Source organism: Acinetobacter halotolerans (assembly GCF_004208515.1).
In the GTDB taxonomy this organism is placed as follows: Bacteria; Pseudomonadota; Gammaproteobacteria; order Pseudomonadales; family Moraxellaceae; genus Acinetobacter; species Acinetobacter halotolerans.
In genome coordinates, this window is record NZ_SGIM01000001.1 from 95,070 (window position 1) to 121,501 (window position 26,432).

Here is a 26,432-nt window from a genome sequence, read left to right on the forward strand (position 1 = left end):
TTTAACCATTCAAATATAGATTCAATAAAGGGGAGTCATATGGCGAAACACTATGTGTTAGCACTGCTCTGCGTTATGGCACAGTTTTTTTGTGGTCTTGCTTGGGCAGAGCAAAGTACTTCGGCGTCCACATCTCCTATCGTAACGCCTACAACTACTCAAGATGCGATTCAAAGTTTTGTGAAGGCAGATTTCGCCACGCGCCGTGCCATGCTGAATCAATGGCCAGCCAGTATTGAACAGCTTGATCAGTTAGTTGCGTATATTGACCAAAATGAGTTGTATACCGATAGTGCAGGACAGACTTACATCTTACAAAATGATGAGGTCTTATTGAGTTACCCTGCTAAACAGGTATTGGAAGATTGGCCTGCCGATTTGTCCCAAGTTACTTTGGTCAATACTTTACGCAAGGCGCTCAATTTTGGGCAAGCCAAAGTCAAGCTTGATTCTGAAGATGCATCACAACGTTTGGCTGCGGTGGATATTTTAGAAAATAACTTAGCTGAAATCGATTTGGCGATGGTTAAACGACTGTACTTAACTGAACAAAATAATAAAGTCAAAGCCCGACTGGCGCAGCTCAAAGCACGATTAGAATTCAATGATACTGACGTATTTGGAAAAATTGCTGCGGTCAATGTGTTGGCTGAGTCGAATCGTCCTGATGTATTGGCATTGATGGAACAAAGTCTAGCGCAACCGATCAACAATCAAGAACTACATGCCGCTTTGGTTGATGCCAAGAGCAAAATTAAAACCAGAATTCAGGCCAGTGAGTGGTCTGGACATGTGTTTTCGGGTTTAAGTACCGCCAGTATTTTATTGCTTGCTGCACTTGGTCTCGCCATTACCTATGGATTGCTTGGCGTGATCAATATGGCTCATGGCGAATTGATCATGATCGGCGCTTATACCACTTATGTGGTGCAAAGTTTCTTTAAAACCCATTTTGCTGGATTGGTCGATTGGTATTTACTGGCCGCGATTCCCGCTGCCTTTTTAGTGAGTGCTTTGATCGGCATGTTGATCGAACGCACGGTGATTCGCCCCTTATATGGTCGCCAACTTGAAACGCTGCTGGCAACTTTTGGTGTCAGTTTGATTCTGATGCAATTGGTTCGCATGTTTTTTGGTGCGCAAAATGTCGAAGTCTCCAATGTGTCATGGCTCAGTGGCGGTATTGCACTGACGCCAAGCTTGATGCTGCCGTATAACCGTATCGCGATTATTGTGTTTACCGTTGCAGTGTTATTTCTGTTGATTTTCCTACTGAATAAAACACGTTTTGGTCTGTTCGTTCGTGCAGTCACGCAAAACCGTCAGATGGCACGTGCAGTCGGCATTCGCTCAGCGCGGATTGACATGATGGCATTTGGTTTAGGTTCGGGTCTAGCGGGGCTGGCAGGCTGTGCGTTGGCACAAGTCGGCAATGTTGGGCCTGATCTTGGACAAAACTACATTATTGATGCCTTCCTTGTGGTGGTGGTTGGTGGCGTTGGACAAGTGTGGGGCGCAGTATTGGCAGCACTCGGTCTAGGCATTAGCGGCACGATGTTGGAAATCGGCATGGGTGCTGTATTGGCAAAAATTATTCTACTGGTACTTGTGATTTTGTTTATCCAAAAACGTCCACAAGGTTTGTTTGCCATCAAAGGCCGTTTTGTGGAGTAAGCCAATGAAAATCACTTCTTTATTTGCAGATAAACCCTATAGCGCAGTCGCCATTGGCTTTTGTTTCGGAATTTTATTGATACTCCCTTGGTTGCATCTGTTGTCACCTGATTCGGCATTTTACCTATCTGCCTACTGGATTACCTTGATTGGCAAGATCATGTGCTTGGCTTTGGTGGCTTTGGCACTGGATTTGGTATGGGGCTATGCTGGGATTCTAAGCTTAGGGCATGGCTTGTACTTTGCCTTGGGCGGATATGCCTTTGGTATGTATCTGATGCGCCAATCTGCAGGGGATGGATTGCCTGATTTTATGCGCTTTCTCAGTTGGACTGAATTGCCGTGGTATTGGGCAGGAACAGATTATTTTGTGTGGGCAATCGCTTTGGTGGTGTTAGTTCCAGGAATCGTTGCCTTTATTTTTGGTTTCTTTGCCTTTCGTTCCAAAATCAAAGGGGTTTATTTCTCGATTATCACTCAGGCGATGGTGTTTGCAGCAGCGTTATTGTTCTTCCGTAATGAAACAGGTTTCGGTGGCAATAACGGTTTTACAGGCTTTAAAACCTTATTGGGTTTTGACATTACCTCTGCACCGATGCGTGCCACGCTGTGCTTTACCACAGCGTTGGTCTTGATGTTGTGTTTTATCGGGTTACGTCAATTGATGAACCGCCCTTATGGTCGAGTCCTAGGTGCGATTCGTGACAGTGAAAACCGTTTGCAATATTTAGGTTATCGCACGTTGTGGTACAAGCTTTCAGCGTGGGTATTGTCCGCGGTGATTGCAGGCATAGCAGGCGCACTGTATGTGCCGCAAGTTGGCATCATTAACCCAAGTGAAATGAACCCTGTCAACTCGATTGAAATGGCGGTGTGGGTCGCGGCAGGCGGACGCGGTACGTTGATTGGTCCAATCTTAGGCGCAGGTCTGATTAATGCGGTAAAAACTTATTTTACCGTCGCTGCACCAGAAGCATGGCTCTTGATTTTAGGCGCATTGTTTATCGTGGTGACCTTGTTTTTACCTAAAGGGGTAATTGGTTTATTTGACCGTTTTAAAAAGGAGCGCAACTAAATGAATGATGTCAGTACCAATTCAGCGCAACATGGCGGTCAGCTTGGTGAGGGCTACGGACGCACCAAAACACAGGATGCGGATTTTAGTCACGGTATCGCACTGTACTTAGAGAATGTCAGTGTTTGGTTCGATTCTTTCCGCGCCTTGAATGATCTATCACTCTATATTGCTGAGGGTGAATTACGCTGCATCATTGGACCAAATGGCGCAGGAAAAACCACCTTAATGGATGTAATTACAGGTAAAACTCGACCGACTACAGGGACGGCATTTTTTGGGCAAAACTATGATTTAGCTAAAATGAGTACCGAGCAGATTGCAGAAGCGGGTATTGGACGCAAGTTCCAAAAACCGACGGTATTTGAAAACTTCACAGTGTTGGAAAATTTACTGTTGGCTGCACCACGTGATAAACGCGTCAAGCAAAGCTTGTTCAGTCGTTTAGATCCTGAGGCACAACTGGCTTTAGATGAAACATTGGAGCAAATCCGTCTCAAAGAGTTGATCCATAAGCCAGCAGGTTTATTGTCACATGGACAAAAGCAATGGTTAGAAATTGGCATGTTGTTGATGCAACGTCCCAAGCTGATTTTATTGGATGAACCTGTGGCAGGCATGACCGATGCCGAAACTGAGCGTACAGCCGAACTCTGTTTAGAGTTGAAAAAGAACCACACCTTAGTGGTGGTGGAACATGACATGAGTTTCATTGACACCATCAGTGAAAAAGTTACGGTGTTGGCGCAAGGGGCAATCTTGGCTGAGGGAACATTGGCAGAAGTACAAGCCAATGAAGATGTGATTGAAAAATATTTGGGACGATAGGGGGACACGTATGCTAGAAGTGAAAGAAATTAACCAGTTCTATGGTGGTAGTCATATTCTGCGTGATGTGTCGTTGTCTGCACCTGTAGGTGAGTGTAGTGTGGTGTTGGGGCGCAATGGCGTGGGCAAAACCACTTTACTCAAATGTTTAATGGGCATTTTGCCAATCAAATCAGGGCAGATGCTGTTAGATGGAAAAGATATTGCCAAGATGTCACCTGAACAGCGAGTACGTGCAGGGTTGGCCTATGTGCCACAGGGCCGTGATATTTTTTCGACGCTCACTGTTGAGGAAAATATCTTGATTGGTATGGCGAAATTTTCAGGGGCAAAGACGCGTAAAGTGCCGAGTCATCTCTATGAGATTTTCCCTGTGTTGGATGAGATGAAACATCGTCGTGGTGGGGATTTGTCTGGTGGTCAGCAACAGCAGCTCGCTATTGCCAGAGCTTTGGCCTCTGAACCTCGAGTTTTGATTTTGGATGAGCCAACAGAAGGGATTCAACCCTCGATTATTAAAGATATCGGGCGGGTGATTCGTAAATTGGCAGATCAAGGTGAAATGGCGATTGTGTTGGTTGAGCAGTTTTATGATTTTGCTGAAGAATTTGCTGATAATTATACGGTGATGGCACGGGGGCAGGTGGTTGCACAAGGGCGTGGTGATGATATGCCTGAAAAAGGGATTCGGGAGTTGGTGGCGATTTAAAACACTCGAAAGAGATTTTCCACCTACGGCCTGATTAAACAGTGATCATTGTGGAATCTTATTGTTTTATATCTAATGTTAGGATAAACCTGCGGTTCGCCCTACTTTGGTTTCGCCCAAAGTAGGCAAAGGCATTGTCATCTACAAAACCTGTTCGCTTCTTTCAATACTTCAAATGATATTGCAAAGACAGTCTCTTGCAAATACCACGCAGGTTGTAGATGACATTTCCGAGTATCATATTTGAGGCTGACTTTTGATTGTTTGTTAACCTTCAACCTTATAAAACGTACCACCTGCATAAACATTATGTCCAAAGCCGCATGTGGACTGACCATTGTTTTGTTCTACCTCGATTTTTTGTCCATTCTGCGGATCATTTAAAAATTGAAGTTTGATCTGACAGTCTTCATAACGATATTTTGCCTGTTTTGCGGTGATCGGCATGTTGGTTTCAAATGAACCTAGGTTTGGACCATAAATAAGTCCACGCAGTCCAAAATAGTAACCTTCAAAATCAACAAGATATCGATTCTGTTGTTTTTTGACGGTGATGTAATCCCATTGACCAAAGCCATTGGCTCGGACATAGATGCCTTGTAGATCAGTCGATAGTTTGGGTTTGGGTAGTTGTTTCAAATTATATTGACTGGTTTTAGTGTCTTTATTCCGTAAAAACCAGACTCTTGCCCATTGTGGTTTGCCGAGCTTGGCATAGCTCAGTCCGACATTATTATTGGCGATCTCAACGTCTCGATCAGTGACTTGAATGCCACTTTCTTCTGTATTTAGTTGGCAGAAATGTGCCCATGCAGCTTGATCTTCAAATTGTTTCACCGCTTTTGCATATTGCTTCTGATCGTAGAACTTTTTGCCCGCTTGTGCATATTGTTTTACTTTGGCACAGCCTTGTTGTAACTCTTGTTCAAAGGATGATTCAGCGAAACTTGTGGTCGCTGCGAAAACACTAGTAATAAAAAAATATAATGGTAATGCTTTCATCTTATTTTGTCTTTTTTAAAAATCTGATTGTTTTGATTTTAACGAGCAATCCACCATGACGGCAGTGATGAAATTGTTATGCTTGTTGAAGTTGTAATTGCATCAATACCAAATCTCGCCATTGCCCAAACTTTTGTCCGACTTCTGGCATGTAACCTGTTTGCACAAAACCGAGTTGTTGGTGTAGCACGATCGAGCCTGTATTTTCGCTATCAATTGCCGCAACCATAATATGCATCTGTTGTTGGGTCGCTAAATAAATTAATTGTTGCATCAATGCCTTACCAAGACCTTGACGTGCGTAGTTTGGGTCAATAAAAACTGAATGTTCAATGGTTTGGCGATAACCACTAATGCTCCGAAATGCAGCATAGTAAGCATAACCTGCCACTTTTTTATGCTGTAAATCTTCGACCACAATCATGGGAAATTGCTGTGTTTGTAATTGTTGAAAACGTTGTTGATATTCAGATAAACAAACTGCTTGATCATTCCAATTGGCTGTTCCAGTTAAAATTTCAGCATTGTAAATCGCAACAATAGCGTCTAGGTCATCGACAGTGGCAAAACGAATCTGGTAATACTGATTTAATATGAAAGGTGCAAATTGGATAGGAATTGGCATAGGTTTATGGATTAAATGAGTGACAGATAAATTTGTATCAGTAAACTAATTTTTATTTCAAGTAAATTGGCAGCGCCGCATAGATTATGAGGAAGCAGATTATTTTTGTATAGGTAATTTCTTACTTTTCAGGGATGAAAAGTAAGCAAAAATCCTTTGTTTGGCAGAGGGTACGTTCATGTGACCCCTGCCAAACGGGCGGCATCCATGCCGCCTGCCACGCTAGCAAACTAGAGCTAAGCTTTAGAAATGGTATTTGATTAAAGCGCTAACGTTGTTTTCGTCGCTGCCTTTGATACCAAATTTGTTATTCCAAACTGAGTGCTCAACACCAAGATACAAACGAGTGTCTGGTGAAATGTGCTTGCCGACATTCCATTTATATTGTGTGGTCCAGTTAAGTTCGCTGGCATGATCTTTTTCAGCCGTTGACCAGTCGAGGAAACCATCGACCAAGAATTCTTCTGTGGAAACTTTAAATGGCAACGCATAGACCAAAGTCATTTGATAGTCATCAGCGGTGTTTTCATTATTGGCACGGTAGAAGTTGATATTCGCATATTGGAAATATGGAATTTTAAGATCAAAACCTACGCCGTATAAGAAATTATCGAAGTTATTGCCATCGGCGCTGTTTGCTTCCCAAGTTGTTGAGATCAAAATATCTGTAACTGGGCCAAAAGCCAGTTTTTGACCTGAAACCTCACCTAGGCTTAGACGCGGAGAAAGCTCGAAATAGGTGCTTTTATTGTCATCACTACCACGCATACGATCCATAAAAAAGAATACATCGGCATATTTTACTTTTGCCGCATATTCAACCGTTAAAGTCGTTTGCTTTTCATCAACAACTTCATAGTTTTCACCATATAAACCCGTGAGGCTAAAGTCCTGCCAAATAGGCTTTGCCTGAGTGAAAGCTGCCGTTGATACCAATACACATGTCGCCGCAAGTTGCTTAAATTGCATTAAAAAGATCCCCCTAAAAAGGCGTGTAAAGCATACAAGGAAATAAGCAAAAATAAAGCCAAATTTGACCAAATGCTCAAAAGAATTGTATAGGGAGCGGTGAGCTAAAAGAGCAATGTATTTTAGTGCTTTGTTGTGGCTAGTGCATCGACATTCCACAACTCTTATTTCTTCTTCATTTGAGGGAATCAGTTCTCGCAAATGTTGCTGATATCATTTAAATTTTTTGTGGCCTAAATAATAGCTGTTGCGAAGCACATACAAACCCCAATAAAAAATGTTAAAAATCAGCTTGCATATTTTTGATTATGGACGGATATTGGAAATATAGAAGATCTTCTTATGTACTGAAAAGCAACAGATGCAAAGCTAGGAGACTACAGGTATTTACACAATCAGAATATACAGCTGCACTGAATGACGGCATGCTCAAAATGCGTCTAAATAATAAGTTTAGTCAAAACGTCTCATCGAAAAGAGAGGAAGATATTTATGAATATTGAAATCCGTACAGATAAAAACATTCAAGGTAGTGAACGTTTAATTGGTTATGTCCGTGCAGAACTAATGCAAGAATTTCAACGCTATAGTGAGCGTATTACACATTTTTCAGTTCATCTTAGTGATGAAAATGGGGAAAAAACGGGAGATCATGATAAACGCTGTATGATCGAAGCTCGCCCAGCAGGTTTGAAACCTGTCGCAGTAACACATAAAGCTGCAAATATTGATTTTTCTATTCATGGTGCGATTGATAAGTTGAAACGTAGTCTGGAGCATTTATATGAGAAAAAAGACCACCACCGTGGTGGCTTGCCTGAATATATTGATGTAGATGATGATTTAGATGTAAAAGAAGCATAATCATATCTGCATAAAAAAAGCCCAGTATCGGGCTTTTTTTATGCGTGTATCAAATTTATACATGATTTTTAGTTCGTTTTATAAAAAGCTGTCGGGATATTCGGCATAATAGAAACATTAAATATTATATTGTGAGAATTGGTCATGTTAAGCAAACAGCAACAGGCCTTGGTGCAAGCCATACAACAACTCGATTTAGCCCAAGTGCAATCTCTACTTGCTGAAGGTCTTGACCCAAATTTTATTGATCCTGAACAGGGACCACCAGTTTCAGTCATTTGTGATGGTCTATTTGTGTGGTGGGAAAGAATTTGTGAGGCTTATGAAGCCAATCAACCCATCGCTGAAACTGAAAAACAACAACAACTTAAAGTCTATTTAGATATTTTAGACGCACTCATTCAGGCAAAAGCAAATTTATATTTGTGGGACGCAGAGGAGTTTTATGGGCCACTTTGGGATGCAGCAAGTTCAGCCTGTGCGCCAGTGGTACAACGTCTACTAGATGAAAAAGTTGATCCAAACACACGTGATGAAGAAGGCTTAACGATTTTATCGTCAATCAGCCAACTGTTCTTTGATTGTGATTTTGATGAAATCGACTGGTCTGAGTCATTAGCCGAAGAGCGTGAAACACTTGAGTTACTGCGTAAAAATGGCGCAAAAATGTCAAAAGAACTGACCGCATAAGCGTAGGCTAAGAATAGAAAGAGGATAATGATGAATAAATTTCAAACATTGGGTTTTATTGCTATATCGACGATGGCGAGCACTGCTTTTGCTGCTGAGTTTTCTTTTGATCGTCCTGGCGCTGGTATGGGCACAGGAATTACGCCTGTCGGGCAGTTGGCATGGGAACAAGGTTTGCCGACAGTCAGCTATCAACAACAAAACGTAGATGGTGAAAAAGAGAAAACCTTAACCCTCAATGGCGACATGTTATTGCGTACAGGTTTGGCCAAAGGACTGGAATTACAGCTTGGCTGGCAAGGTCCTGTTTGGCAGCAGCATAAACGTGCGGGCATGACCAAAGAAACTAATGGCCTAGGTGATGTCAGTATTGGTTTGAAAAAAGCCATTAATCTACACGATGATCGTCTCACTATGGCTTTATTGGCCGAAGCTATTTTGGCGACAGGAAATGATGAGTTCACTGCCCATGATGATATCTATAGTTTAACTTCAGCTGTAGCGTATGAGTTTAGTGATCTGATCGGTACCTCGATCACCATGCGTTACGAAGCGCAAAACAGTAATTGGGCAGTGACTGCGATTCCAACCATTGATTATAAAATTGCAGGTAAATTATCTGGATACTCAGAATTTATTTACCGTAAAGCAGAAAGCCAAGATTACGAATATGGCTTAGGCACTGGTTTGGTGTATGCGGTGAATAATCGTATGCAGCTCGATGCCAATGTTGGGGTTGATTTAAATGGTGATGCCAGAAGCTACAACGGTGGTTTAGGCGTATCAGTTTTATTTTAAGCAAAATTATCTTCTCATGATCTCCCGTGAATTCCTGTATATCTCATCGGGAGCATTGGGCTGATCGAAGAGAAATCATCATGAAAAAATGTACTCAGGGTGGCTACAGTTCCGAACTGATGTGTTACTTCCTTGGTAGTTTATTGTTGTTGTGTGGGTCGATGACCTATGCCCAAGAGAATATATCAGCGCAGCTGTTAAACCCTGAAGATGCATTTGCCTTTTCGGTTGAATCGACTGAGCGTAATCAGGCGCGACTCCATTGGAATATTCAACCAAACTATTATTTGTATCAACACAAATTCGAAGTACAACAAGGCAATCAACCCGTACAATTAAATTTGCCTAAAGCGGTTGATCAATATGATGAGAACTATGGACATAGCCAAGTTTATTATCAGCAAGCTGAATTTGAGATCCCAACACAGGCATCTCAACATTATCGAGTAACGTGGCAAGGCTGTGCCAAAGATCGGATTTGTTACCCACCCCAAAATATAGAATTTCAGACCGATGCCGATGGTCTAGTCAGTGTACAAAACACAGCGTCAAATTCACAAAAACGTTTTTTAGATGTGGCTCGTTCTGCCAACGCCTTAAATACTGAAACTACAGCGTTTGATACCGCTTCAGATGATCAATCCTCTGCTTTAGATTCTTCTATTGCGACAAATTCAGCAGGTATGGCAGAAGACCAAAAGTGGTCTACGACCTTGGCACAACACTCACTGGCCTATAGTGTATTGTTATTTCTCGGTTTAGGGATATTATTGGCCTTTACGCCGTGTTCATTACCAATGTTGCCGATTCTGACCTCGTTGATTGTCCGTGACAACAAAGGAGTCAAAGCGTGGGCGATCGCCTTTACTTTTGTGGTCAGTATGGCCATGGTATATGCCGTGTTAGGTATGATTGCTGCAACCGCAGGACTTAATTTTCAACGTTGGTTGCAACAACCCGCAACTTTGATTGCATTTAGCCTTTTATTCGTTGTATTTGCCTTAAACTTGTTTGGTTTGTTTGAGCTAAAACTGCCACAGAAATGGGTCAATCAATTGGATCGTATGCAGTCGATGCAACAGGGCGGTACTTTAATCGGTGCTAGTGTCATGGGCATGATTTCCGCGTTATTGGTTGGGCCCTGCATGACTGCGCCATTGGCTGGGATATTGTTGTTTATTTCACAAAACCAAAATCAATGGCAAGGTGCTTTACTGTTGTTCACGCTTGGCTTTGGGATGGGATTGCCTTTATTGCTCGCGAGTGTTTTAGGTGCTAAAGCTTTACCGAAAGCAGGCGAGTGGATGCATCAGATTAAGGTGATTTTTGCCTTTTTAATGTTGGCATTAAGCCTTTATTTCCTGCGACCGTTATTGCCAGAGCTGGCGATGCAATTGCTTAGCCTCGTTTTAGGTTTGGCTTTTATTATGTATGCACTTTACCGATTATTCGCTCAAAAAGGTAAGTTGCAATGGCTATATATTCTCTTGTTAATACTCACCATACCATTTCTTGCTTATACTCAATATCAACATATTCAGAATCTGGGTTCTGTTCAGGCGGAGAAGTTGGCTGAATGGCATGTGGCAAAGACCGCTGAGCAATTTCAAGAGGTGTTAGCCAATGCGCCGAAAGATCGCGGCATTATTATTGATGTGTATGCAGATTGGTGTGTGGCATGTCAGCCAATTGAGCACCGTATTTTAAAAGATGCAGAAGTACAACAAGCCTTAGCACCTTATTATTTAATTAAGCTAGATCTAAGTCAGTATGATGCTTCTCATCAAGCTTTATTAAAGCAATGGGATATTTTAGGACCGCCGACCTACTTATTTTTAGATCAGCAACAACAAGAAATTCGTTCGTTACGATTAACTGGGGCATTTAAAAAGGCAGATTTATTACAGCAACTGGCTTTATTTGAAGGAAAATCATAAGCATGTATACTTTATTTATTGGCAATAAAAATTACTCTACTTGGTCGATGCGTCCTTGGATATTATTAAAACAGGCAGGGATTTCGTTTCAAGAGCATCTCATTCAGTTTGATGATTTTGAACTAGATAGTCCATTTAAGACAGAAATTTTGAAACTGAATCCGACGGGTAAAGTACCTGTGCTGGTGGATGCTGATGTGACGGTTTGGGACAGTTTGGCGATTTGTGAATACGTCGCAGAGCAATCTCCTGAAAAAAACTTGTTGCCACAGGATAAAAAATTACGTGCTCGAGCGCGTTGCATTAGCGCAGAAATGCACAGCAGTTTTCAAAGTTTACGTAATCTTTGTCCAATGAATATTGAGGCTGATTTAGGCCATATTGGTCAAAAACTTTGGGCTGAGCATGATCAACTTCGTGCTGATGTAGCTCGTATTGAACAAATTTGGTCAGAACGCCCAAGTGAAGATAGCTTCTTATGTGGTGAGTTTAGTGTTGCCGACGCATTTTATGCGCCAGTAGTGATGCGTTTTGTGTGTTTCCAATTCCCTGTCTCTGCTTCAAGCCAAGTCTATATGCAAAAAATCTTGTCTTTGGCATCGGTTCAGCAGTGGATCGCCGAAGCCAAACAAGAACAAATGTTTGTGCCTCTTGATGAGCCGTACCGTCAAAATCGTGAAGAGTATTTGACCAACTAGACAAAATCCAAACAAAGAACTCCCCCTCATAATCAAAACATGAGTGATATTATGGCTTGAAATATAGCCATAATAGGAGAAACTGCTCGGTGTTTTTAAAAACTTATAAAGCAATGTGGCGTGTTTCCAATAAATTTTATAAAAATGAGAGGCAACATTTAATTGTTCTTATTGGCTTGGTTATTGCCACAAGTTTTATTACCGCTATTCTTCCTTACTTTATTAAGCTTATTATTGATAGTACTCATCAGAATGAAAGTATTAACTATATTTATGTTTTAGTGATTTCATATTGCCTTGCTTGGTTTTTATCACAGATTATTGAGTGGATTAAAAATGCGCTAGGTGGCTTGATTAGTGCAAAACAAGAAACTTCGGTACTCATTGCGAGTTTGGAAAATTATCTTAGGATAGAAAAGTCTCAGCAAGATAAAGTCGATATTGGTATATTTAATGCCGAGGCAGTACGAGCAAGTAATGCATTTTCTATGATCACTTTTGCATTCTTGCTTGCTTTCTTCCCCGTGATATTACAGCTTATTTTTATTACTTATATTCTTAGTGTAAATATTAGTGTGTTTTTTGCTTTAGGCTTCCTTGGGACAGCATTTGGACTATTCTTGATTTCTGTTTTTATTAACAGGAAGAGTAAAAAGTATTATGAACCATTATATTCAATAAAAAATATTTTAAACAGTAAGTTCCTTGAAAAGATAAATAATGCTTATGAGATCAAAGTGAACAATGCTGTTGATTTTGAAGTCGATTATTTTAAAAAGAATGTAAAGAAATTTATTAATCAAAGCTTTAGTAGCCACTTAAAAATTGCTTGTTTAATGATTTTCCAAATTGCTTTCATCTTTCTATTCTTGCTTGGTTTTTTACTTCTTTCAACCAAGTTATTTTCCATAGGAAAAATAACCACAGGCGATATGGTGATGATTAGCTCTTATATCATGATGCTAACCATGCCATCTCTTATGATTTCTCAACAAATTAACTTACTTGCAGGTAATGCTGTAGCAGTAGAAAATTTTTATAGCTACTTTGAGTTTGAAAAAGATGAGTTAAATAATAAAATGTATCAGAATGATCATTTATTATTTTCGTTCAAGAACGCATTGTTAGAAGTCGGTGGTAAGCTAAGTGCTGAAGTAAATTTGGATTTATATAAGAATAAGATGTACGTGATTATTGGAAAAACTGGAACTGGAAAATCAACTTTAATCAATTATATGCTAGGGGCTTATAAACTAAAGAGAGGGCAGTTATTTTATAAAGGTCTAGACATTACGAAACAGTACTCTACTAAAATTTTTGATGAAGTGGCTTTTGTAGGGCAAAACTATTCTATTTTTACTGGCTCTTTAAGAGAAAACCTAATCTATAACGCTAAGTATTCTTATGCCGATGATGAGATATCACAACTGCTTATAATTTTTGATCTACAACATCTTCTTTTCGATAAAAATCTTTCATTAGATGATGACATCAATGAATATCTGAAAAGTTTTTCAGGCGGCGAAAAGCAACGTTTAAATATATTACGGGCGGTGCTAAAGAAACCTAAAGTGCTCATTTTAGATGAACCAACCTCAGCATTGGATTCTCATACAAGCATCAGGATTTTAAATTTCCTCAATGAACATATTGAAACATTAATTGTGATTACACACGCTCAAGAATGTAAAGATCTTGCGGACGAAATTATTGATGTCGAGCAATTATTCAGGGTTATAACACCTTTAACCTAGTCCTATTTTCAACTGTTAGCTACTCGTAAAATCTTCAAAGATCTGAACTTGATTCCGTCCAGCTGCTTTAACCGCATAAAGAGCCTGATCCGCCTGACTAATAATCAGGTGCGGCTCATTAGCATTAAGTGAACTACTGATCCCAAAGCTGGCACTGACTGAAAAAGTCTGCTCATCTTCTGTCATGAATCGTAGATGTGCAATCGCTAAACGACAACGTTCTGCAATATTTTGCGCTTGAGTGGTCGTGGTATGCGGCAATAATAAAATGAACTCTTCACCGCCAAAACGACCGATCATATCTTGATCGCGTAAATGTTTGGTTAAGCATTGGGCGACCTGAATCAGAACCTGATCTCCCATGCTGTGCCCAAAATGATCATTAATATTTTTAAAATGATCTAGATCAAGCAATACAATTGAATATAACGAGTTGGGTTGTTGGTGTAATTTTTCTAGATAAGCACCAATGCTGCGTCGATTTAACACATCGGTCAGTGGATCGAGACGACTCAGATGCTGAATTGCTAACTCTCGTGAACGCCATTGGGTCAATATAATTTCAAATAGAAATAAACAGGCAATCAAAATAGGTAGCAGGAAAAACAACATGCTCCCTACCCAAAATGGGTGCATTTCCGCTTGGCTCAGAATCTCTGGATTAAACAAAGGTGCATATTGAAGTACACCGAACATACTGAGAATACTACAGAATAACAAAGCAATCGTTGCTGGAATAAGCGCACAATAAATCATCTTGCGATTAAATAAAACTAATCCAACCGCGACGACGCTCACATATACCACCATGGTGGCAGGGCTAAAACTGCCGATCAAATAACTGGTATGACAGAGTAGAGCGGTAAAAAGCTGTACACTTAAAATTGGAATGATTGTATGCGCCCACGCATGGTCTTTGTAACGATAGCAAGGCACGATAAGACTTAAAAAAACCATCAGCATAATCACGTTGGTCCATAATTTAGAACGAACCAACGGTAAATTTACCCACTGCCATGTAATGGGATTCAATAAGACCAGACTGTCCCAAATAATCCCAATAAGGGTCATAAATGCAGCGAGTATAAGCAGCAGAATAGATTTCTTTAACATGTTCCAGTTAATCAGTGGTTCATGTTTCCAAAATTGTGAGAAACTCCATTTTTCTCTATTTGCTAAATGCTTAAAATGAATCTTTATCATTGGCATGCATCCTTATATGCAATGAGATTCCTAAGAGACTTTATGAGTGTAAATTCGCCATCAGAAAGATTAAGAAACGATTATTGAAATAACAATAGCACCTTTAGAATGGGAAAAAAGTCTAGTTTTAAGCTTTTGAGTGCAAATGAGGACAGGAAAAATTCTTTGATAAATCGACTATTATCTAAATATTCAATTAATCATATTTTATGAAGACAAAAGTGAATCAAGAATGACAATGGCCAGCGATAGCTGACCATTTTTTGCACACATTGAATTGGTTTAGTCACGATCGAGTCGATGTGCAAATTTAGTAATATCTGCTAATGCTTGTTTAGCTTCTGGGAACCATGCATTGAACATTTGGAAGTTGTGCCACATGCCTGTATAGAGTTTAAAAGTTACTTTAACGTCAGCTTGCTCCGCTTTTTCGCGGAAGCGTTTTGAGTCATCCAACAGGATTTCTTTTGACCCAACTTGAACCAATGTAGGTGGTAGACCTGTTAAATCATCAAATAATGGCGATACCCGAGGATCATCTGCTTGGATATCCTCTGTTAAATAATGATTGATACCTGCTTGTAACGCTTCAATTGAAAGTAAAGCATCATGCTTTTGATTGAAACGCAGCGATTCACTAGTGAGAGTCAAATCCAAATAAGGCGACATCAAAATCAAACCACTTGGCATCAACTCAGGTTGTTGTTTGAGACGTAAACACAGCGCTAATGCGAGATTTGCACCACAAGAATCACCTGAAATAATAATATCTTTTGGTTTAATACCTTGTACTAATAATGCTTGGTAAACATCAAAAATTGCATCGATCGCATCAGGGAACGGATGTTCTGGTGCCAAAGGATAATCAATATGGATAACCTGCATTTTCGTACATGCCGCAATGTCGGTCATTAAAGCACGGTGCGTATTGAGACTTCCCAAGAAAAAAGCACCACCATGAATATGAAAAATGAGCTGAGTTGCAGCGGTTTGAGTTTTAATTTCTTCACCACGGATACCTGCCAAACGTACAGGACGAATTCCTACATTTGGATTGTGGGGAAATAAACGACATAGTTGATCCAATACGGGACGCAAAGCATTCGGTGCTAGATTAAACTGACTCGGTGTACGGATGGTCGCTTTGAGTAGGGATTCAGTAAAATAATATTTCCAAACAGTACCAAATTTCATAATTTTTCCATATTGTTAGAGCAGTATATAACTAAGAGAGCACTTGATTTTAGTCCACATTTCTTGTGATTAAAGCAGCGTTTTGAAGCTGTTTGGATTGTACCTAATAGTCACAATCAAGAATTGCAAAATTGATGGAAGTTCTCAATACTCTTAGTCTTAAAAGACCCATTAAGGATATTACAAAAATGAAGAAAATTGCTTTAGCACTAGGATTGTTTAGTTTGACAGCTTTTGCCAATGCGGCGGACGCATTACACGGTAGTGTGTGGCAAACCATTGATGATGAAACCAAGCAGCCAAAAGCGATCGTCAAGTTTACTGAACAAAAGGATGGTTCATTATCTGCATCGATTCAGAAGTATTTAGTCCCTGGCCAAGAAAGCGTTTGTACGAAATGTGAAGGCCCATTTCATAATAAATCACTGAATGGTGTGGTCATTGTTCGTAATCTGAAAAATACGGGTGGTGTAAATTATGATGGCGGTTCTATCGTTGATCCAAAAAATGGTAAAACCTATAAACTCAAAGCTGAACTCACTGACGGTGGTCAAAAGCTGAAATTACGCGGTTATATCGGTGTTGCGGCACTGGGTCGTAACCAAACTTGGGTACGTTCTAACTAAGTTGTCTTGATCAATCCAAAAAAACCGAGTCAAATGACTCGGTTTTTTTGTGACGCCGGTTTTATGCGGATAAGTTTTGATAAGTTTCTTCATCAAACCCGATCACAAAACCTTGTGGCGTTTGCAGCACTGGACGTTTAATTAAACTTGGTTGAGCGATTAAAGCCTCAATTAGATTGTCTTGATTGTTAGTGGCGTGGGCTTGTTCGTCCGCCGTCAATTTGCGCCATGTGGTGCCTTTTTTATTCAGGACTTTCTCTGCCCCAATGTCTTTTAACCAAACTTCTAGAGTTGAGGCATCAATACCTTGTTTTTTATAATCATGAAACTGGTAATCAATACCCTTGGCTTGTAGTGCATCAAAAGCTTTTTTCATCGAATTACAATTTTTAATACCGTAAATTTTAAACATATTCAAACCATCAAAAACAGTGAATCATCTTCCTCACAGCCTAACTGAAAAGCGATGTGATTTGCCAGCCGAATTTTTTTATTAAGTTGATCGATGTAGGGTATTAATAAGTGTCAATCAAGTAGGTAATAAGTAGATTGGTTCTTTGCGCTGAATGCGAAGGGAAAAATCAATAAAATTGTATATTCAGAAAAGAGAAAACCCGCATTTAATCATCCTGATCATGCGGGTCTCATTTCAACGTCCAATGTCTCATCCTTGCAAATAAACTTAAACTAAGTTTATTTTGTCTTCCTACGGCGTCCTATCCTTTTGTGGTCATCCTGACCGCTTCCCTGTGCCGTGCAGCTATAATGCCGATACAGCAGCTAAATAAAAATACACAAAAAACGACATGGCATGTAAGTTAAAGAAGCGGTCAAAGTGAACAACTGTTCACTTAATCGTGTATTTTATAGTCAATAATCACAGGTGCATGGTCACTAAACCATTGTTCTTTATAGACCCAAGCGTTTGCAGCACGTGCTTTCCAGTCTGGAGAGCAGGCGTGGTAGTCGATACGCCAACCTACATTTTTGGCACGGGCTTGACCACGATTTGACCACCATGAGTACAATTCTGCTTCAGGTCGTACTTCACGGAAAGTATCGACATATCCCAACTCATCATAGATATGATCGAGCCATGCACGTTCATGGGGCAAGACGCCTGATGATTTCTGGTTGCCCGACCAGTTCTTAATATCAATGCGTTTATGCACGATATTGTAATCACCACACACGATGATCGATTTATTTTCATCTCGCCATTGTTTTAGTATTTGGGCATATTCTTGTAGAAATAAATCTTTACGTGCTTGCGCTTCGTCACCACTTGATCCTGATGGTAAGTATAACGAGGCAATATGAACAGGATGTGACAGCCCTAAATCAAATTCAGCGGTGATAAAGCGGCCTTGAGAGTCTGCTAGTTCAAACCCCAAGCCATTTTGTACAGACACGAAAGGTAGACGACTATAAATCGCCGTGCCTGCATAGCCTGCCCGTTCAGCAGGGAACAGGTGGGTATACCAGCCTTCAGGTTTAAATTTGTCGGTCCATTGTTCATGGGTGATGCGGCTTTCTTGCATACATACGACATCAGCATCAGACTGTTCTAGCCATTCCAAAAGTCCTTTGGTTACGGATGCGCGCAGCCCATTCACGTTAATTGAAACGACTCGAAGAATTTTTACATCACTTGGATAGCTATCCTTTGGTATCATACGTCTGTTTAACCTCAATTGAAGAATTTGGAGCACCTTATATGACAACGCCTGTGTCATTTCATCCGCAAGCTTTTATCGAACTCGCATTATCACGTGGTGTGCTTAAATTTGGTGAGTTTACCTTAAAATCAGGTCGTGTCAGTCCTTATTTCTTTAACGCAGGTTTGCTCAATGATGGTGAAGCACTATCGTTGTTAGCACAAGGCTATGCGGATAAATTGGTTCAGTGTGACAATGTCGGTGTGATTTTTGGGCCTGCGTACAAAGGCATTCCTTTTGTTGCAGCGACAGCAGTGGCGTTATCTCAAGTACATGGCAAGAGCATACCGTGGGGTTTTAACCGTAAAGAAGCCAAAGATCACGGTGAAGGTGGCATGTTAGTTGGTGCATCGGTTGCTGGTCAAAAAGTTTGGATCATTGATGATGTGATCACTGCGGGTACTGCGATTCGTGAAGTGGTCACGATCTTGAAAAATGCAGGTGCGACCATTGCAGGTGTGTTGGTGGCGCTAGATCGTCAGGAATGTGGTCAGGGTGAACTTTCTGCGATTCAGGAAGTGCAAAAAGAACTCGAAATCCCTGTACACGCTTTAATTACCATGAAAGATTTGATGGATTATTTAGATGCAAAAGGCGAAAAAGAAGCTTTAGCAAATATGCAGGCCTATCGTGAAAAATATGGTATCTAAATTTTAGATGGTAGAAAAGGAAGCGAAGGCTTCCTTTTTTGTTACTTGGTTTTGGGGAACAATATACTTACTCTATCTTATTTAAAGAGACTGTATTTTGTAGTTGAGCACTATTTTCATGATGTTCAATCGCTAATTCTATTAAACGCGTAATCAAGTCAGAATAATTTAGCCCGCTCGCTTCCCATAGCTTTGGAAACATACTGATATTGGTAAAGCCTGGTAAAGTATTTATTTCATTAATAAAAATGTCCCCGTCTTTTGTTAAAAAAACATCAACCCTTGCGAGCCCAGTGCATTCCAAAACCTCATAAGCTTTGATTGAAATATTTCTAATTTTTTGGCTGATTTCATCGGGTACATTTGCAGGTATCGTTACTGTTGCACCTTTATCATTAATATATTTTGTGTCGTAAGAATAGAAGCTATCTTCAAGTTCAATTTCTCCACAAACACTTGCTGAAGGTTCATCGTTACCGATAATGGCGCATTCTATTTCCCTGCCATCAATCCCTTGTTCAATCAGTATTTTATTGTCGTAGTTGAATGCCGTATCTATGGCCGTTTCAAACTCATCTTGAGAAGTTACTTTACTGACACCTACTGAAGATCCTTGATTAGCAGGTTTTACAAATAAGGGACAGCCAAGCTGAGAGCTTGCAATATCAAAATTTATTTTGTTTCTATCTTTTTTCGTTAATTTGATAAACGGTGTGATATTTAACCCCGCATCTCTTAAAAGCCTTTTTGTTATATCTTTATCCATACACATGGCGGAACTGAGTACTTGAGAACCAACAAATGGCAGGTTCACCATTCTTAATAATCCTTGCAGAGAACCATCTTCGCCAAGTGTTCCGTGAACGATCGGAAAAATTACATCCAATTGTGATAGAGTTTTGTTTTGAAACTCAATAATCTGTTTTTCATTTTTACCGGGGATAAACGCAATATTTCGCCCTGATTGATGCAATGCAATTAGAGATGGGTTATCTGAATTTAATAAAAAATGAGTACTTTCATTGAGATGCCATATTCCATTTTTATCAATACCGATTAATGTCACATCATATTTTTCTGGATCTATAGCATCAACAATATTTCTTGCAGATTGAAGAGAAACTTCATGCTCAGTTGATTTTCCTCCAAATATAATTCCAATATTTTTTCTCTGCATATCGATATTTCCTAGAGTATTTGCATGATTTTAGACTTAAAAACTAAACCTTAATTTACCTCTTAACGATGTAACATCATTATTAATATTTGTACGCTTAGCTAAAGAGGAGAGTATTCGCACCTAATTGTCGATGCAGATAACGATCCTGCAGTAGAACTCTACCGAAAATTGGATTTTGAATGTGTTGGCTCATCTTATGAGGGCCATTTAGCGTATTCATAAAAAACTAAACATTCAGATCCAACATTGCAGGCATCAGGATTTCTTTAACACAGGCTGCCTTACTGGTTGAAATAATAAAATTTATCGCCTGAATAACATCTGCCAAAGGAATTAAGGAATATTCCGTTTCTTCTAAAATTTCTTCAACAGGTTTGGTGATTTCATATTCGCTGGCAAGGTAGCCTAGATTAAGTACACTCACTCCAATTAAGTGTTCACGTAAGATTTCTCTGAGGGATTGCGCAATACCTCTTAAAGCAAATTTGGTGGCGGAGAAAACAAGTTCTTTGCCGTTATGATTTTCAACACCCCAAGTTGAACCGATGAGAATGATTTTGGCATTGTCAGAGCGCTTTAGATTTTCAATTAAAGATTGAATGGATTGGATACAAGTAGTGATATTGGTATTGATGATTTGGTTGATTTCAGCGGCAGAAACATTTTCAAAATTATAGCTTTCGCTAAATGCCTGTTGTTCCCAAATGCCGACATTGTAAATCAGCACATCAACTTTTTGCTGTCCAATAGCTATCTTTACATCACTTGCAGCTTGTTCAGGTTTGGAGAGATCAGCACAAATCCAGTTTAAATTTTGAATTTCTTGCGGTTGAGTTCGAGATACGCCATAGATGATATCGGTTGACTTTGGCACAGCCTGAACAATCGCTTTTCCTAGTCCTTTACTGACGCCGTATATGAGAAATGTTTTATTCGAATTGCTCATCAATCTTTCCTTGTATTCAAGATTATGATGCAACTATAAAAGCTCAACTTAGCTTGAGGTCAAGGATTGAGTTTAGTTATTAAGAAAAATAAGAGAGTTTTGTTTTCGGTTTAATTCATCAATCATTGAAATGATGATTAAAAGATAAGCGTGGAACGTGGAAAATCATGTAAAAGCCGCTTTAGTGCGCTGAACCCTATAACGGCTTATTTTAAGATGTTGATATGAAGAGGAGCAAATTAAGTATTTCACATAAGGCGTATTATGTTAATTTTAGCAATACTAAATTTTTAAATGCAAAATAGGATAGGGTTTACCCTGACCATCTAATTCAGATCGTCCTATTAGTTTAAATCCTAATTTTCCATAAAATCCAACAGCCTGAAGGTTTTCTTCATTAACATCTACTTTTTCTATTTTTAGTTCTGTGACTGCAAAATTAGTTAAAACTCGTCCTACGCCTTTACCTCTAAATTCTGGATCAATAAACAGCATTTCTATGTTGTCATTACTTGTGCCAATAAAACCTATTATTTGTCCATCTTGAACATATTTATAAAGTAATACATGATGAAAATATTCATTAAGAATTAAAGGTTTTAAGTTCTTAATTTCCTCTTCAGGTAAGAAATTATGAGTAGCTCTTACTGATCTTTCCCAAATATCAATAAGAATAGGAAAATCAGTCTTAGAAGCTTTTTGTAGCATGGAATATCCTAAAAATATTAAAGATATCATATTTTGGAAACTCAGCTTCACCTTATCTGAGAAGAGCTAAAAATTTCCCAGAAAGAACTGGCTGCAACCCTTGGAATCAAATAACCTGTCAGCAATCGAAAATCGTGGCAATGACTTTAAAATTTTAATTATTGGCTTAAACAAAATTGGGAAATCTAAAAAAGAGTGAAATATGTGTAAAAAATATCTAATAATTTTATTCTGTATGTTTTCATTGGTTAGCTGTAGTAATCTTGATAGCCTAACTACGGTTTCAATGGAACAAAAAACAGATGCTCGTTTATTATATCGTGGTTTAATGTATGGAAATTTAGAACAAATTAAACGTCATACAGATGAAGAGTTTTTTGAAAAAATTAAAGAAACACCTCAGTTCTTAAAGGATATAAAACATTTAATCCCTAAAACTGATAATTTTCAAATTGAAACTTTAAGTATAAATTTCAACACTAACTTTCCCAAAATCTGGGAAAAGAAATTAATAGTCACTTATATCTATTATTATGATTCAAAAACAATTTTATATAAAGTTGTTTTTGATAGTAAGACTAAAAAGATCATAGATATTACGCTTTCTGAAATAGTTGCTTAAATTATGAGAGAAGTGGCTGAAACATTAGGAATTAAGCAACCCATTTTCATCAATCGATAAGCATGGTAATGACCTGAAATTCTCGACTATGAAAAAGCATGTGGCAGCAATGGGTGCTAATTCGTAATCGCCCATTATGTTAATACGAATCTCATTTCATCACACTTTTTACACTCTAACATTACACCTAATTTTTCTTTACGCCCTCGCTCAGTCAAAACCCAAGGGCGATTTTGCCACGGTGGATCATGGCGCACATGTTGAGTGTGGCCACAAGCGAGATCAGCTACGTAATGTCCTTCGTCATCTAAATGAAATCCAACAATGGTTTGTTGCATTTATTCACTCATACTTTCAAGTTTAGAATGTTCCAAACCCTTTAAAAAACGATGGCATAAGTTATGGATCGCCACCAAATCATTGGGGTCGACGCCCAAAGAGCAGGCGAGTTTAAATGGAATTAAAGTGATTTCATCTTTTGCAGCGAGTGCTTTTTCAAGCAAGATCACTTTTTTCATACGCTCATCTTCTTTAACAGCAACACGCTTTAAAAACTGTTTTTCTTCGAGTTTCTTAATAATCGGTGTCAACGTTCCTGAATCAAAAAAGGTCTTTTGTCCAATTTCAGACAAAGTCACATTGTCTTTTTCATACAAAGCCAACAATACAATAAATTGCGGGTAGGTCAGATCATATTCCTGAAGTAACGGGCGATATTGACGAATCATTGCATTGGTCGCGGAGTACATCGCAAAACACACTTGATTATCCAAGTAAGAAATTTCAGTCATGCTTTACTCCTCAACACCATCATTATAGCTAGAGAACAGTATAGTTTGGAAACACGTAAAAGTATATTGTGCATAATTAACTTGCACACAAGATAATTGTGTGCAATATTATTTGCCATGTAGCTGAATCACCTAAACAGCGACGTTGGATATTGCACATTTTTATTAAAGAGAGAACTGTTATGACGACAATTTATGATTTTCAAGCTGAACTGTTAGAAGGCGAGCAAAAGAACCTTGCAGATTATCAAGACAAAGTTTTATTGGTGGTCAATACCGCAAGTCAATGCGGCTTAACCCCACAATTTGAAGGCCTTGAAAAGCTATATCAGGATTATCAACAACAAGGTTTGGTGATTTTAGGCTTTCCATGTAACCAGTTTGCCAATCAAGATCCATCAAGCAATGAAGAAATTGGCAGCTTCTGTCAACGCAACTACGGTGTGTCATTTCCGATGTTTGCCAAAGTTGACGTGAATGGACCAACTGCACATCCTTTGTATCAATACTTAACTTCGGAAGCGAAAGGTCTGTTAGGCAGCGCAAGCATTAAATGGAATTTCACCAAGTTCTTGATCAATCAAAAAGGTGAAGTAATCAAACGTTACTCTCCAACGACAAAACCAGAAAAAATTGCGAAAGATATTCAAAAACTTTTGGCATAAGTTGTATAAAGTGTTGATGATTTGGAAATTACTGGTATTGAAATCATCTACCAGTAATTTTCTCATTTTTAATCAATGATCAATTCAGACCTGATATATAGATCATTGTAGACGACTGAATAAAATAGATTTTTTTATAATTAAGAATTACATAACTTGTTTAAACATCATCATTAAAGTTCGCTATACTTTTGCCAAGATTAAAAATACGAGCGTCAGATTATGCGTGTACTTGTAGTGATGGACCCAATTGAAACTGTGAATCTAAAAAAAGATTCCACCATGGCAATGTTATGGGCTGCCAGCCGTCGTGGACATGAGTTGGGTTATGCATTACAACAAGATTTGTATATTGATCAAGGCAAAGCATTTGGTTTGATTTCGCCGTTAAAAGTCTTTGAAGATTATGACCATTATTATGAGTTAGGCGAAAAGCAAAAAGAATCGATTGCTGCTTATGATGTGGTGTTGATGCGTAAAGACCCGCCGTTTGATATGAATTTTGTCTATAGCACTTATATCTTGGAACAGGCAGAGCGAGAAGGGGCGTGGATTATCAATAAACCACAATCCTTACGCGACTGTAATGAAAAGCTGTTTGCTACCCAATTCCCTGAGTTACAAGTGCCGACCTTGGTGACTTCACAACAAAGTTTAATTCGTGAATTTATCAAAGAACATGGTGATGTCATCGTAAAACCATTGGATGGCATGGGTGGTACAGGGATTTTCCGCTTGTATCAAGATGGTGTGAATATTGGTTCAACTTTAGAAATGCTCACTGAACTGGGCACATGTCCAATCATGGCGCAGCGGTATATTCCTGAAATCGTGGAAGGGGATAAACGCATTTTGATGGTTAATGGTGAGCCAGTGCCGTATTGCTTGGCGCGTATTCCACAAAACGGTGAAGTGCGTGGCAACTTGGCTGCGGGTGGTTTAGGACAAGCTCGTCCGCTGAGTGAAAATGACAAAATGATTGCGGCAAAAGTTGGACCATTCTTGCGTGAAAAAGGTCTGGTTTTCGTTGGATTAGACGTGATTGGCAATTATGTCACTGAGATTAATGTCACCAGTCCAACCTGTATTCGTGAGATTGATGACCAATTTGGCACTGCCATTGCCGATGATTTATTTGCGGTGTTAGAAGCGGGTCGTACAAACTAATTTATTATCAATTTTTGACCGAATTGCCCATTTATTTTTTATGTTAATTTAGCAGTAAATGGGCAATTAGATGTAGACATCATCATGTTTTTAGCAAACAATTGCAAAAAGTATAGCTTTCTGTTGTAAACAAGTGAAATTCGCTTTTCGTGAATGAAACTTTAGGATTAAAATAACTGCCGAAAACAATAGACGATAACCTTCTTTTTTGAGTTGAAGAATTACACCGTGACCAATTCACCACAGAACAAACCCAAACATGTCTTGATGATGGCCGCTGGTACGGGTGGGCATGTTTTTCCTGCGCTTGCTGTTGCCAAGCAACTTCAACAAGAAGGCTGCCAAGTCTCATGGTTGGCGACGCCAACTGGTATGGAAAATCGCTTACTCAAAGATCAAAACATTCCGATTTATCAAGTTGATATTCAAGGTGTGCGTGGCAATGGTTTATTACGTAAACTCACTGCACCTTTTAAAATTTTAAAAGCAACTTTAAGCGCAATGCGCTACATGAAGCAGCTCAAGATTGATGCTGTCGCTGGTTTTGGTGGTTATGTTGCAGGACCGGGTGGTTTGGCGGCACGTTTGCTGGGTATTCCAGTATTAATTCATGAGCAAAATGCCATTGCTGGTTTTACCAATACCCAACTGTCACGGATTGCCAAAACAGTTTGTCAGGCTTTTCCAAATACGTTTCCAAGCAGTGATAAAGTAGTCACCACAGGCAATCCTGTGCGAGCTGAAATCAGCGCGATTTTGAATCCGTCATGGCGTTATCAAAGTCGGGAACAAGAGCAGCAACCGATCAATATTCTGATTGTCGGTGGTTCATTGGGTGCGCAAGCGTTAAATGAGCGTTTACCTGAAGCCTTGATCAAGCTCAATGTGCCGTTAAATGTATTCCATCAGTGTGGTCAAAATCAGCAAGATGCAACGCGAGATCGTTATCAAGCTGCACCTGCGAGTTTACATGTTGAAGTTCAGCCTTTTATTCAAGATATGGCCAAAGCCTATAGTGAAGCAGATCTGATTATCTGTCGTGCGGGTGCATTGACGGTTACTGAAGTCGCCACTGCTGGTTTGGCTGCAGTTTTTGTGCCTTTGCCGATCGCGGTGGATGATCACCAAACTGCCAATGCTAAATTCCTTGCAAATGTGGGGGCTGCCAAGATTTGTCAGCAAGCAGAGATGACACCAGCAGCATTAGATGAGCTGTTGGCGAGTTTACTCAATCGCCAGCTTTTATCTGAAATGGCTATTAAAGCACGTCAACAAGCACAACCGAATGCAACTCAGCATGTGGTTGATCTAATTAAAAAATTGTAATTCGAGTTTTATC

At 39.4% G+C, this 26,432-nt stretch carries 28 protein-coding genes and 1 pseudogene; 17 read left to right on the plus strand and 12 right to left on the minus strand.

The window, feature by feature from the left end; all coding sequences use genetic code 11:
* Positions 1-39: 39 nt before the first annotated feature.
* From urtB to urtE, 4 genes are read left to right on the plus strand one after another with little or no spacing between them, the layout of a single operon-like run.
* Positions 40-1,674 (plus strand): urea ABC transporter permease subunit UrtB, encoded by a 1,635-nt coding sequence (urtB, locus tag EXE30_RS00440; RefSeq protein ID WP_130160730.1) that lies wholly within the window; start codon positions 40-42, stop codon positions 1,672-1,674.
* Between the two features lie 4 nt (positions 1,675-1,678).
* Positions 1,679-2,749: an urea ABC transporter permease subunit UrtC gene (gene urtC / locus EXE30_RS00445; RefSeq protein ID WP_130160731.1), complete on the plus strand. Its 1,071-nt coding sequence runs from the start codon at positions 1,679-1,681 to the stop codon at positions 2,747-2,749.
* A complete protein-coding gene (gene urtD / locus EXE30_RS00450) occupies positions 2,750-3,577 on the plus strand; it encodes an urea ABC transporter ATP-binding protein UrtD (RefSeq protein WP_130160732.1) in 828 nt (275 codons plus the stop codon).
* Between the two features lie 10 nt (positions 3,578-3,587).
* Positions 3,588-4,286 carry an urea ABC transporter ATP-binding subunit UrtE gene (gene urtE / locus EXE30_RS00455; protein WP_130160733.1) on the plus strand — a complete coding sequence of 233 codons (699 nt, stop codon included), beginning with the start codon at positions 3,588-3,590 and terminating at the stop codon, positions 4,284-4,286.
* Positions 4,287-4,553: 267 nt separating this feature from the next.
* On the opposite strand, the gene EXE30_RS00460 is transcribed toward urtE, so the two are convergent.
* From EXE30_RS00460 to EXE30_RS00470, 3 genes are all read right to left on the minus strand, one after another.
* Positions 4,554-5,288, minus strand: a complete 735-nt coding sequence (locus EXE30_RS00460) for a hypothetical protein (RefSeq protein ID WP_130160734.1) — start codon at positions 5,286-5,288, stop codon at positions 4,554-4,556.
* 76 nt (positions 5,289-5,364) lie between these two features.
* Positions 5,365-5,913, minus strand: coding sequence for a GNAT family N-acetyltransferase (locus EXE30_RS00465; protein WP_130160735.1), 549 nt, complete (start codon positions 5,911-5,913; stop codon positions 5,365-5,367).
* Positions 5,914-6,156: 243 nt separating this feature from the next.
* A complete protein-coding gene (locus tag EXE30_RS00470) occupies positions 6,157-6,882 on the minus strand; it encodes an outer membrane protein OmpK (protein ID WP_130160736.1) in 726 nt (241 codons plus the stop codon).
* Between the two features lie 492 nt (positions 6,883-7,374).
* On the opposite strand from EXE30_RS00470, the gene EXE30_RS00475 reads away from it, so the two are divergent.
* The 6 genes from EXE30_RS00475 (at position 7,375) to EXE30_RS00500 (ending at position 13,623) form a co-directional block, all read left to right on the plus strand.
* Entirely contained in the window at positions 7,375-7,746 is a 372-nt protein-coding gene (locus EXE30_RS00475) for an HPF/RaiA family ribosome-associated protein (RefSeq protein ID WP_004673497.1), read from the plus strand.
* 144 nt (positions 7,747-7,890) lie between these two features.
* Complete coding sequence (locus tag EXE30_RS00480) at positions 7,891-8,436, plus strand: ankyrin repeat domain-containing protein (protein ID WP_130160737.1); 546 nt, start codon at positions 7,891-7,893, stop codon at positions 8,434-8,436.
* Positions 8,437-8,466: 30 nt separating this feature from the next.
* Complete coding sequence (locus EXE30_RS00485) at positions 8,467-9,234, plus strand: transporter (protein ID WP_171457305.1); 768 nt, start codon at positions 8,467-8,469, stop codon at positions 9,232-9,234.
* Between the two features lie 161 nt (positions 9,235-9,395).
* Complete coding sequence (gene dsbD, locus EXE30_RS00490; RefSeq protein ID WP_407641618.1) at positions 9,396-11,171, plus strand: protein-disulfide reductase DsbD; 1,776 nt, start codon at positions 9,396-9,398, stop codon at positions 11,169-11,171.
* Between the two features lie 2 nt (positions 11,172-11,173).
* Positions 11,174-11,869: a glutathione S-transferase family protein gene (locus tag EXE30_RS00495; RefSeq protein ID WP_130160740.1), complete on the plus strand. Its 696-nt coding sequence runs from the start codon at positions 11,174-11,176 to the stop codon at positions 11,867-11,869.
* A gap of 89 nt (positions 11,870-11,958) precedes the next feature.
* Entirely contained in the window at positions 11,959-13,623 is a 1,665-nt protein-coding gene (locus EXE30_RS00500) for an ATP-binding cassette domain-containing protein (protein WP_130160741.1), read from the plus strand.
* A gap of 15 nt (positions 13,624-13,638) precedes the next feature.
* Here EXE30_RS00500 and EXE30_RS00505 read toward each other — a convergent pair whose 3' ends face one another.
* Positions 13,639-14,826: a GGDEF domain-containing protein gene (locus tag EXE30_RS00505; RefSeq protein ID WP_130160742.1), complete on the minus strand. Its 1,188-nt coding sequence runs from the start codon at positions 14,824-14,826 to the stop codon at positions 13,639-13,641.
* 282 nt (positions 14,827-15,108) lie between these two features.
* Positions 15,109-16,020 carry an alpha/beta hydrolase gene (locus tag EXE30_RS00510; protein ID WP_130160743.1) on the minus strand — a complete coding sequence of 304 codons (912 nt, stop codon included), beginning with the start codon at positions 16,018-16,020 and terminating at the stop codon, positions 15,109-15,111.
* Positions 16,021-16,208: 188 nt separating this feature from the next.
* Here EXE30_RS00510 and EXE30_RS00515 point away from each other — a divergent pair, with 188 nt between their 5' ends.
* Complete coding sequence (locus EXE30_RS00515; RefSeq protein ID WP_130160744.1) at positions 16,209-16,646, plus strand: DUF2147 domain-containing protein; 438 nt, start codon at positions 16,209-16,211, stop codon at positions 16,644-16,646.
* A gap of 61 nt (positions 16,647-16,707) precedes the next feature.
* On the opposite strand, the gene EXE30_RS00520 is transcribed toward EXE30_RS00515, so the two are convergent.
* Together EXE30_RS00520 and EXE30_RS00525 are read right to left on the minus strand one after the other, a co-directional pair.
* Positions 16,708-17,058, minus strand: coding sequence for an arsenate reductase (locus EXE30_RS00520; protein ID WP_130160745.1), 351 nt, complete (start codon positions 17,056-17,058; stop codon positions 16,708-16,710).
* Positions 17,059-17,497: 439 nt separating this feature from the next.
* Complete coding sequence (locus EXE30_RS00525) at positions 17,498-18,322, minus strand: exodeoxyribonuclease III (RefSeq protein ID WP_130160746.1); 825 nt, start codon at positions 18,320-18,322, stop codon at positions 17,498-17,500.
* A 41-nt stretch (positions 18,323-18,363) separates the two neighbouring features.
* Here EXE30_RS00525 and pyrE point away from each other — a divergent pair, with 41 nt between their 5' ends.
* Positions 18,364-19,014 carry an orotate phosphoribosyltransferase gene (gene pyrE / locus EXE30_RS00530; protein WP_004673479.1) on the plus strand — a complete coding sequence of 217 codons (651 nt, stop codon included), beginning with the start codon at positions 18,364-18,366 and terminating at the stop codon, positions 19,012-19,014.
* A 67-nt stretch (positions 19,015-19,081) separates the two neighbouring features.
* On the opposite strand, the gene ddlA is transcribed toward pyrE, so the two are convergent.
* The 3 genes from ddlA to EXE30_RS00550 all read right to left on the minus strand — a co-directional run bounded on the left by ddlA (position 19,082) and on the right by EXE30_RS00550 (position 21,848).
* Positions 19,082-20,191, minus strand: coding sequence for a D-alanine--D-alanine ligase (gene ddlA, locus EXE30_RS00535; protein WP_130160747.1), 1,110 nt, complete (start codon positions 20,189-20,191; stop codon positions 19,082-19,084).
* Between the two features lie 229 nt (positions 20,192-20,420).
* Positions 20,421-21,140 carry an SDR family oxidoreductase gene (locus tag EXE30_RS00545; protein ID WP_130160748.1) on the minus strand — a complete coding sequence of 240 codons (720 nt, stop codon included), beginning with the start codon at positions 21,138-21,140 and terminating at the stop codon, positions 20,421-20,423.
* Positions 21,141-21,422: 282 nt separating this feature from the next.
* Positions 21,423-21,848 carry a GNAT family N-acetyltransferase gene (locus tag EXE30_RS00550; protein WP_130160749.1) on the minus strand — a complete coding sequence of 142 codons (426 nt, stop codon included), beginning with the start codon at positions 21,846-21,848 and terminating at the stop codon, positions 21,423-21,425.
* Between the two features lie 286 nt (positions 21,849-22,134).
* Here EXE30_RS00550 and EXE30_RS00555 point away from each other — a divergent pair, with 286 nt between their 5' ends.
* Both EXE30_RS00555 and EXE30_RS16150 read left to right on the plus strand, forming a co-directional pair.
* Positions 22,135-22,470 carry a hypothetical protein gene (locus EXE30_RS00555; protein WP_130160750.1) on the plus strand — a complete coding sequence of 112 codons (336 nt, stop codon included), beginning with the start codon at positions 22,135-22,137 and terminating at the stop codon, positions 22,468-22,470.
* Between the two features lie 6 nt (positions 22,471-22,476).
* A pseudogene (locus EXE30_RS16150) lies at positions 22,477-22,597 on the plus strand (transcriptional regulator); the annotation flags it as partial.
* A 7-nt stretch (positions 22,598-22,604) separates the two neighbouring features.
* Here EXE30_RS16150 and EXE30_RS00560 read toward each other — a convergent pair.
* Entirely contained in the window at positions 22,605-22,808 is a 204-nt protein-coding gene (locus EXE30_RS00560) for a DUF3565 domain-containing protein (RefSeq protein WP_130160751.1), read from the minus strand.
* Entirely contained in the window at positions 22,809-23,261 is a 453-nt protein-coding gene (locus EXE30_RS00565; protein ID WP_130160752.1) for a MarR family winged helix-turn-helix transcriptional regulator, read from the minus strand.
* A gap of 182 nt (positions 23,262-23,443) precedes the next feature.
* Between EXE30_RS00565 and EXE30_RS00570 the strand changes: the two genes are divergently transcribed.
* From EXE30_RS00570 to murG, 3 genes are all read left to right on the plus strand, one after another.
* Complete coding sequence (locus tag EXE30_RS00570; RefSeq protein ID WP_130160753.1) at positions 23,444-23,926, plus strand: glutathione peroxidase; 483 nt, start codon at positions 23,444-23,446, stop codon at positions 23,924-23,926.
* A 222-nt stretch (positions 23,927-24,148) separates the two neighbouring features.
* On the plus strand, positions 24,149-25,093 hold the full coding sequence (gene gshB / locus EXE30_RS00575; RefSeq protein ID WP_004673453.1) for a glutathione synthase: 945 nt from the start codon (positions 24,149-24,151) through the stop codon (positions 25,091-25,093).
* Positions 25,094-25,321: 228 nt separating this feature from the next.
* The gene (gene murG, locus EXE30_RS00580; protein WP_130160754.1) at positions 25,322-26,419 is read left to right on the plus strand and encodes an undecaprenyldiphospho-muramoylpentapeptide beta-N-acetylglucosaminyltransferase; all 1,098 of its coding nucleotides are present in this window, start codon (positions 25,322-25,324) and stop codon (positions 26,417-26,419) included.
* Positions 26,420-26,432 lie beyond the last annotated feature (13 nt).

Excerpts from the sequence above, each read along its gene's own strand:
- ddlA (WP_130160747.1), bottom strand. The coding sequence starts at position 20,191 with ATGCAGAGAAAAAATATTGGAATTATATTTGGAGGAAAATCAACTGAG.
- gshB (WP_004673453.1), top strand. The coding sequence starts at position 24,149 with ATGCGTGTACTTGTAGTGATGGACCCAATTGAAACTGTGAATCTAAAA.
- EXE30_RS00570 (WP_130160753.1), top strand. The coding sequence starts at position 23,444 with ATGACGACAATTTATGATTTTCAAGCTGAACTGTTAGAAGGCGAGCAA.
- urtD (WP_130160732.1), top strand. The coding sequence starts at position 2,750 with ATGAATGATGTCAGTACCAATTCAGCGCAACATGGCGGTCAGCTTGGT.
- dsbD (WP_407641618.1), top strand. The coding sequence starts at position 9,396 with ATGACCTATGCCCAAGAGAATATATCAGCGCAGCTGTTAAACCCTGAA.
- EXE30_RS00485 (WP_171457305.1), top strand. The coding sequence starts at position 8,467 with ATGAATAAATTTCAAACATTGGGTTTTATTGCTATATCGACGATGGCG.
- EXE30_RS00510 (WP_130160743.1), bottom strand. The coding sequence starts at position 16,020 with ATGAAATTTGGTACTGTTTGGAAATATTATTTTACTGAATCCCTACTC.
- EXE30_RS00545 (WP_130160748.1), bottom strand. The coding sequence starts at position 21,140 with ATGAGCAATTCGAATAAAACATTTCTCATATACGGCGTCAGTAAAGGA.
- EXE30_RS00505 (WP_130160742.1), bottom strand. The coding sequence starts at position 14,826 with ATGATAAAGATTCATTTTAAGCATTTAGCAAATAGAGAAAAATGGAGT.
- EXE30_RS00550 (WP_130160749.1), bottom strand. The coding sequence starts at position 21,848 with ATGCTACAAAAAGCTTCTAAGACTGATTTTCCTATTCTTATTGATATT.
- EXE30_RS00495 (WP_130160740.1), top strand. The coding sequence starts at position 11,174 with ATGTATACTTTATTTATTGGCAATAAAAATTACTCTACTTGGTCGATG.
- EXE30_RS00460 (WP_130160734.1), bottom strand. The coding sequence starts at position 5,288 with ATGAAAGCATTACCATTATATTTTTTTATTACTAGTGTTTTCGCAGCG.
- pyrE (WP_004673479.1), top strand. The coding sequence starts at position 18,364 with ATGACAACGCCTGTGTCATTTCATCCGCAAGCTTTTATCGAACTCGCA.
- EXE30_RS00520 (WP_130160745.1), bottom strand. The coding sequence starts at position 17,058 with ATGTTTAAAATTTACGGTATTAAAAATTGTAATTCGATGAAAAAAGCT.
- EXE30_RS00470 (WP_130160736.1), bottom strand. The coding sequence starts at position 6,882 with ATGCAATTTAAGCAACTTGCGGCGACATGTGTATTGGTATCAACGGCA.
- urtB (WP_130160730.1), top strand. The coding sequence starts at position 40 with ATGGCGAAACACTATGTGTTAGCACTGCTCTGCGTTATGGCACAGTTT.
- EXE30_RS00565 (WP_130160752.1), bottom strand. The coding sequence starts at position 23,261 with ATGACTGAAATTTCTTACTTGGATAATCAAGTGTGTTTTGCGATGTAC.
- EXE30_RS00465 (WP_130160735.1), bottom strand. The coding sequence starts at position 5,913 with ATGCCAATTCCTATCCAATTTGCACCTTTCATATTAAATCAGTATTAC.
- urtC (WP_130160731.1), top strand. The coding sequence starts at position 1,679 with ATGAAAATCACTTCTTTATTTGCAGATAAACCCTATAGCGCAGTCGCC.
- EXE30_RS00560 (WP_130160751.1), bottom strand. The coding sequence starts at position 22,808 with ATGCAACAAACCATTGTTGGATTTCATTTAGATGACGAAGGACATTAC.
- urtE (WP_130160733.1), top strand. The coding sequence starts at position 3,588 with ATGCTAGAAGTGAAAGAAATTAACCAGTTCTATGGTGGTAGTCATATT.
- EXE30_RS00525 (WP_130160746.1), bottom strand. The coding sequence starts at position 18,322 with ATGATACCAAAGGATAGCTATCCAAGTGATGTAAAAATTCTTCGAGTC.
- EXE30_RS00480 (WP_130160737.1), top strand. The coding sequence starts at position 7,891 with ATGTTAAGCAAACAGCAACAGGCCTTGGTGCAAGCCATACAACAACTC.
- EXE30_RS00555 (WP_130160750.1), top strand. The coding sequence starts at position 22,135 with ATGGAACAAAAAACAGATGCTCGTTTATTATATCGTGGTTTAATGTAT.
- EXE30_RS00515 (WP_130160744.1), top strand. The coding sequence starts at position 16,209 with ATGAAGAAAATTGCTTTAGCACTAGGATTGTTTAGTTTGACAGCTTTT.
- EXE30_RS00475 (WP_004673497.1), top strand. The coding sequence starts at position 7,375 with ATGAATATTGAAATCCGTACAGATAAAAACATTCAAGGTAGTGAACGT.